Annotated in this window: 3 protein-coding genes and 1 pseudogene; all 4 read left to right on the forward strand. The window is 72.1% G+C overall.

What is annotated here, in order from left to right; all coding sequences use genetic code 11:
- Positions 1 to 759 (forward strand): annotated as a pseudogene (locus ACZ5GT_RS08525) (AAWKG family protein); the annotation flags it as partial.
- A 122-nt stretch (positions 760 to 881) separates the two neighbouring features.
- Entirely contained in the window at positions 882 to 1307 is a 426-nt protein-coding gene (locus ACZ5GT_RS08530; protein ID WP_469017014.1) for a YbaB/EbfC family nucleoid-associated protein, read from the forward strand.
- On the forward strand, positions 1300 to 1650 hold the full coding sequence (locus ACZ5GT_RS08535) for a hypothetical protein (RefSeq protein WP_469016990.1): 351 nt from the start codon (positions 1300 to 1302) through the stop codon (positions 1648 to 1650). The genes ACZ5GT_RS08530 and ACZ5GT_RS08535 overlap by 8 nt, the downstream gene beginning before the upstream one ends.
- A gap of 60 nt (positions 1651 to 1710) precedes the next feature.
- Positions 1711 to 7681, forward strand: a 5971-nt coding sequence (locus ACZ5GT_RS08540) for a YdaS family helix-turn-helix protein (RefSeq protein ID WP_469016993.1), incomplete at its 3' end; no start/stop codon positions are given.

The following is a 7681-nucleotide window of genomic DNA, read 5'->3' on the forward strand; positions in this document are numbered from 1 at the left end:
ACGGGCACGGTCACGACCTCCGACCTCAACGGCACTCCGGCCGGCTCCGGCGACTCCGGGAAGACCGACACCGCGGGCGGTTCCGGCACGGGCTCCGACACCTCCGGACTGAACGACGACCTGCCCGAGTGGAGTCCGTCCAGCCTCGACGACCTGGGCTACGGGTTTCCCGATCTCAGCGGCGGCGGGCTCTCGGCCACTCCCCTGAACCAGGACCTGGCCGGCCTCGGCGGAACCGGTGGCGCCGCGGCCGGAGGCGCCGGCGCCGACTCGTGGGAGGAGTACGACAGCACCCCGTACGACGGCGGCTCGCTCGGCGGCCCCACCAGTGAGGCGGCCGAGGCGACGGGCGGCTCCACAGCCGGCCAGCAGAGCACCGGCGGAGTGCCGCTGAACCCGATGGCGTTCGGCGGCATGGGTGCCATGGGCGGCATGGGCGGCATGGGTGGCGCGGGCGGTACCGGCGGCTCGAACGGCGAACGGGTCCGCTCGGTGCTCAGCGACGGCGACGGTGCCTCGCTGCGCCGGCGGCCGAGGTCCCGGACCGCGTCGGCCGACGACGAGGAGGACGTGGTCATCACCAGGGGCGGACGGCCCGTCACGACCTCCACCCCTTATGTCCCGATGGGCATGCCCGGCGGTCAGGGCGGCCGGGCCACCGAGTCCGGCGACCGCGTGCGGTCGAACTGGGAGACCGAGGAGGACGACGACGTGTGGGGCACGGACGAGGGAGGCGCTCCGGCGGTGATCGGACGATGAACGCAGACCGAACGAGGAACGGAGACCGGACGGTGAACGGAGACCGGACGGTGAACGACGGTCGTGGCAGCGGCACGCCCCAGGACCCGGTGGCGTCGATCGAGCAGCGGCTGGCCGAGGCGATGGCCGAACTCGAAGCCACCCAGGAGGCGGTGGCCAGGGCGGAGGCGGAACTGCGGGAGGCATCCTGCACGGTGCGCTCCCGGGACCGCGCGGTCGAGGTCACGGTCGGCCACCAGGGCGAACTGACGGCGCTGCGGTTCCTGGACGGCAAGTACCGGACCATGACCGCCGGTGAACTCGCCGGCAGCGTCCTGGAGGCGGCGGAGCGCGCCCGGACCCAGATGGCCCGGCAGGTGATGGAGACCTTCGAGCCCTTCACCCGGCCGAGCGACGCCGTACCGGAGATGACCGGGGTGGACGTCGACTGGCGTGCGATCTTCGGCCCCTCCGTCCTGGAGGACGAGACGGAACGGCCGGGTCACCGGGGGTCCGACCGGCTGCGCGACGAGATCCACGAGGACGCGGAGGACGAACACGATGGCTGACACGAGCAGCGGGTACAGCGCGAACGCGGAAGAGGTCCGCCGGGCGGCCGAGCTCATCAACAAGATCGCCGCCATGTCCGGTTCCATCGTCGCCGACTTCGCCGACGGGGCGGCCACGACGAGCGGCTGGGAGGGCGACGACAGCTACGGTCGCTCGCTGCGCCCGAACCTGGACAACGAGCGTACGTCGACGGTGGACACCGGCAAGGCGGTGGCCAAGGCGATCGACGCCGCCTCCCGCGGCAGCCTCGAGAACGCCCGGAACATCCTGCAGACGCAGGGCGCGAACCTCGACGCGATCCACCAGGCGCAGGGCGCCACCGTCAACGTCACCCGGCACTAGCACCCGGCACCAGCACCCGGCACCAGCACACTCGGCACTAGCGGAAAGAATCGATTCAGCGTGGCGATCCAGGCCTCCCCGCCGGTCAACAACATGCTCTTCGTCCTCATCGGCGAGCGTCTGATCCAGGCGAACGAGGACCTGGCCCGGGGGAGTCACGCCCCGTACCGGAAGCTGGCCAGGAATCTGGAGGAACTGTCCGACCTGATCGAGAAGTCGATCGGCAGCGCCGCCCGGGCGCTGCCGCCCCAGGCCGGGCAGAACTACGTGCGCGCGATGCGCATGTTCGTGGACGAGGGCGGGACCGCTCATCTCAAGCAGTTCTCCAAGCAGTTGGACGACATCGCCGACGGCCGGGTCCGGACCTCGTACCAGATCATGGAGACCAAGTGGCAGATCATCGCCGAGGTCATCCGCCTCATGGCCGAACTGTTCGTGGTCTTCGCGCTGTCGGTGTTCAGCGGCGGGGCCGCGGCGGGCCGTGCGGCCGTCGCCAAGGCCCGCAGCCGGGTGGCGGTCCTCGCCCTCATGGAGCAACTCGCCCGCCGCTCCCACGTGGCGCCGGTCCTCAGTGAGGCGCTGGAGGAGGCGTTCCAGTCCTTTGCCGTGCGACTGGGCATGATCGCGCTGACCGCCGGCGAGTTCGCCCCCAAGGGCTTCGACTGGAAGTCGATCGCCGCGGACGGCGTCATCGGCGGTATCGCGGGCGCCTTCATGGCCCCGATCGCCAAGGGGGGTCAAAGTGTTTTCGACGGGCTGAAGAAGAGTTTCAAGGGGAGCACGCCGGTCAAGAACGTCGCCGACGACGTTCTGCCCAAGGTCGGTGCGAAGGCGTCCCCCACGGCGGTCAACCACACGCCGGGCCTGAGGAAGGACGCCGGGGCCGGGCTGCCGACGCCTCCGCCGGGTCAGCACCTCTCCGGCGGAAGCCAGGCCCTCGGCGAGGCCGGCGCGGAGTCCGTGGCCGAGTTCCTGGGCGGCGGCCTCATGTACGGCAGCTGGTCCACGTCCTGGTCGTCGTTCGTGGGCGCGGGCCTGAGCAACAGGTCCGAACACGTGCTGCACACCGGTGCCGTCGGCTCGGGTACGTGGATCAACAGCAAGTTCTCCGGCTCCCAGCCCACCGGGCCGGTCAACGGGCCCGATGCCGGGTTCGGCGCCGGGGCCGACGCCGGGGGCGAGGACGAGCAGGGCACCCGCCCGGGCTCCCCGGTGGGCGGCACGCCCGCACGCACCGGCGGCAGCGACGGTTCCGGCTCCGGGTCCGGCTCCGACCCGGCGTCGGCCGTGCCCACCGTCAGCGGCGGCCTCACGGACCCGGGTCACATCGACCCGGCGGTCCCTTCGGTCCACGTCGGAGGCCCCGGGACCCCCGGGTCCACCGCAGGCTCGGGCGGTGCCGGGTCCGTCGCGGTGCCCCCGGGCGGCGTTCCCCAGGGCACCGTGCCTGGGACCTCCGCGCCGGGGACCACCACGCCCGGTACGGCGTCCCCGCAGCCCGGTACAGCCTCCCCGCAACCCGGTACGGCGTCCCCGCAGCCCGGCGGGAGCCGGACACCGGCCACGGGCGGCGCGGGCACCCAGACCGGCACCGGATCCGACGAGGACGCCGAGGGTACGCCGACGCACGTCACCGGACCCGCCGACGGCACCGAGGGCACGCCCACGCCCGCCGCCGGACCCGAGGGTGCCATTCCGGCCGCCCCGGCCGCGACGCCGCCCGGCGACGCGGCCCCCGGCCCTGACGCCGCCTCCCCCATCGCTCCGGCCGCCGCACCGCACACCACCGCGCCGACCACTCGGCCGGCCACGGTGGCGGAATCGGCGGCGCCGCGCCCGGTCCGGGGCACCACCGGTTCCGCCACCGATCCCGTCGTGGCGGACGATGCCCCCGCCACCGGGGACGACACGACCACCGACGACACGCACACCGAACCGGCGCACACCGCCGGGCAGACTCCGGCCGACCCCGACGGCACCACCACGTCTGACCCCGTCACCACCGAGATCACCACCCCGACCCCACCCATCGACACGCAGAGCCCCTCCGGCGTCCCCACCGCCGTTCCCACGACGGCCCCCGACCGCACCGTTGGCACCACCCCGGCGGCCCCGGTCAGCACCCCGGCCGCCGCTGCGAACCCCACGCCCGCACCACGCCGGACCCCGCCCACCGCCACCGACTCCACGGCGACAGACTCCACGGCGAACGACCCGACGGCGACCGACCACACCTCCACCGCGGACGACACCGGCACCGACGACACACGCGGCGAACCGGTACACACCGTCGGGCAGACCCCGGTCGACCCTCACGCCACCACCGCACCCGCACCCGTCACCACCACCGAGACCGAGGCGGCCGACCAGGTCCACGACCCGGTCCCGGCTCCAGCGCGGGTCTCCACCGTCTCCGGCGCCGGTACCCCGGCCGCGAGCGGCTCCGCCGACGCCGCTGGCGCACCAGCGGCGCAGGAGCAGGACGAGGCCCGTCCGTCCACACGCCCCGCCACCGCCTCCGAGGTCTCACCCGTCAGCGGGCGGACCGTCCCCACCACGCCGACGGCGGCCGACGTGGCGCCGGCGGTGGACTACAACATGGTGAGCGGCGACGACTTCGACCTCTTCCCCTACCCGGAGAGCCGCGAGGGCGAGCAGGTCTGGCGGTTCTCGAACCTGCCGCCGGAGCAGGTGTTCCGGGAGGGGTTCCACCCGGACGACCCGGCCAACGTCGTGCCCGTCATGGACTGGGTGACCGAGAATCCGCCCGCGCAGTTCGTGGCCACCACCCGCGACCGCGAACTCTGGTACGGCGACCGCCGCTACCGCTACCAGATCGACACGGCCCGCAACGCGGACCCCACCGGCGTCGACGTCAACGCGACGATCGGCACGGACCTCGACGAGCAGGAGATCGCGTTCACCGGCCCGATCGCCGGGGCTGCGGTCGTCAGCGTCTTCGACCGGGAACTGCACCGCACCGGCACCTGGAACCCCGCCACCGAATCGGTCGACTGGACCACCGGTGAACTGCTGGCGTCGGGCGAGGTGGACACCGACCGCTGGATACCCTTCGGCACCGGCGAGGGGACGCCCGAGGCGTTCGTGTTCGCCCCTGTCCCGCCCGGCACCCGCACGGTGTCCCGGATGGTCGACGGTGAGCTGGTCGAGTCCGACGTGCCGTGGCAGGTCAGCCGCCCCCAGGGATCCGGTGAGCGGACGCGGGTGGGCTATTCCTGGGCTCACTACCGTGGTGCCACTCCCGCGCAGGACGCCGTCCACCTCACCCGTCGGGTACATCTGGTCGGCCGGGGGGTGTCCGCGGAACAGCTCGCCGCTGTGCAGGGCGGGCTGCGCACGGCGCTGGAAGATCTGGTGAACAGGCGTGACTACCGTCTGCCGGCTCTTCAGCCGGACCAGGTCACCGGTCCGTCGCTGCCGGATCCGTTGCTGCGGGTGCAGGTGCTGTTCGTCGATTCCCCCGCCGACGCCGACTCCGTCGTCACCGTGCACGACGGCCTGCCCGACCGTGGGCGGTCGATGGTCCAGAACGCCTGGTACACCGACGTCCACCCCGCCGCCTACGTCCACGAAATCGTCCACGGCCTCGGCGTCATCGACGACAACCCCGACCCCCGCGTCCTCCTCACCCCCGGCGGCCGCGGCCAACAACACCTCAACCCCGGCCAGTCCAGCCTCATGGGCCCCTTCACCGACCCCGCCCGACAGAACTTCGCCCTCACCACCGACCACCTCCAGCAGATCACCGACGTCCTCACCCCCTACCTCCACCACACCACCACCCCCGACACCGCCACCGCCACCGCCACCGACCCGGCCAAGCGCACCGAGTCCAACCCGGCAACACCGGCCACCGTCTCGCAACCCTTCTCCACACAGTCCGACCAGACCGGACCCGACACAGCCCCTGCGGTCGACGACCAGACCACCCAGACCGCCCGGTCCCAGCTGCAAGACCTGGCCCGCACACTGGGCAGCCAGCAGGCAGTGGCCAAGGAACTGAAGGTCACCGAATCCGCCGTGAGCAAATGGCTCACAGGCAAGAAGCCACTGACCGCAGACCGCATCAGACAAATCGAAGAGCTGCACGGCTCCACACAGTCCGACCGGACCGGACCCGGCACCGCCCCCGCGGTCGACCACCGAACCCTCGAAACCGCCCGGTCCCGCCTCAAAGACCTGGCCCGCACGCTGGGCAGCCACAGGGTCGTGGCCAGGGAGCTGGGGGTCAACCCGTCCACCGTGAACAGATGGCTCAGCGGCAAGATGCCGCTGAGCGCAGACGCCGTCCGAAGAATCGACGAGCTGCACGACCGCCCCGCGACCGGTGACGTGCCCCCGCCGGACACCGCCGACCACCAGACCACCCAGACCGCCCGGTCCCAGCTGCAAGACCTGGCCCGCACACTGGGCAGCAGGACAGCCGTGGCCAGGGAGCTGGGGGTCAACCCGTCCACCGTGAACAGATGGCTCAGCGGCAAGATGCCGCTGAGCGCAGACGCCGTCCGAAGAATCGACGAGCTGCACGACCGCCCCGCGGCCGGCGAGGTGCGGCCACCGGAGACCGCCGCGTCCGTCCGGGACGTCCTGGAGTCCCTGTACGTGAAGGAGCGGGAGAGCCACGCGGGCGACGCGTCCGCGCTCCGGGCGGTGGCCGACGCACTCAGCGGCGGTACGGTCGAGGTGAGCCGGGACGACGTGTACCACTGGATGTCCGGCACGCGGCCCGTTGACCCGGCGATGCGCGAGCGGATCGCCGAACACGCCGCGCTCGTCCTCCCCGACGGACCCACCACCGCACCGGTCGACACCCCCGCTCTCCACACGGCGGAGATCCGCTACCTGGTGAACCGGCTCGGCCCCGACACCACGGCAGGACTGCTCGGCGTCTCACCGCAGGTCCTGGAATCCCTCCGCGCCGGCACTTCCTCCCCGACGCTGGAGGTGGCGGAGCGGATCACGGCGACCGCCGACCTGCTCCTGACGCAGGACACCACACCGACCGCCGACGACGTCACGAACCACGTCCGCCAGCGCAGAACCCCCCTTCAGAACGCGATCGCGGACCTCACCAGCCACATGGGAACACAGGCCGCCGTGGCCGCCGTGCTCGGCTGTGACCATAGCTATGTGCGCAGGTACCGCCGTGGTCATGAGGCGAGGGTGCCGAAGAGGACGGCCGACCGGATCCGCGCGACACTGACCCTGCTCGACGAACACGGTCCCGCCGGCGTCACCGCCGACACGGTCACCGAACGCGTCACACCGGACGCCACCACGGCCAAACTCCAGGCGTTGAGGGACGTCGCGAGCAGTGACAGGGACCTGGCCAGAGAGCTCCAGGTCTCGCAAGCGACGCTGCGGCGTCACCTCAAAGACGCGCTGGTCTTCCGGGAGTTCGCCGACCGGGTGGACGCGCTGGTCGCACAGTGCGAGCAACTGGGGATCGACATCCGGACGACCGCGACCGCGACCGCCGGGGCCGACGGAAATGCGCCGACCACGCTCGTCCAGGCCAGGATGAGGCTGCTGCTGAACCGGCTGGACCCGGAAGGGAACGTGGCCGGTTCGGAGAAGGCCGCGGCTGCGGCCGCGGTACTGAACATGCGCCAGGAGCTTGTGCGGGCTTACCTGAACGGCACGGACACGCCTCCGGCCGCCACCGTCGGTCCGCGGCTCAAGGCCGCCGCCGACCTGCTGCTCGAACGTCCCGGACCGGTCACCGCCGACGAGGTAACCGCGCGGGTCAGCCGTGAACGCAGCCCCTGGCAGACGAAGATGCAGAAACTGTGGGACGGGCTGGGAAACGACGAGAACGTCGCCGACGTGCTCCTCATCAACCGACAGACGGTGCATATGTACCGCGTCGGTGAGGCGAGGACCCCGCTGAAGGAGACGGCCGACCGGATCGACGTGGCACTCGCCCTGCTCGACCGACACGGTCCCGCCGGCGTCACCGCCGACACGGTGAGCGACCACGTCACACCGTACGACGCCCGGGACAAGATGC

It is taken from the genome of Streptomyces sp. NPDC031340 (assembly GCF_055569945.1).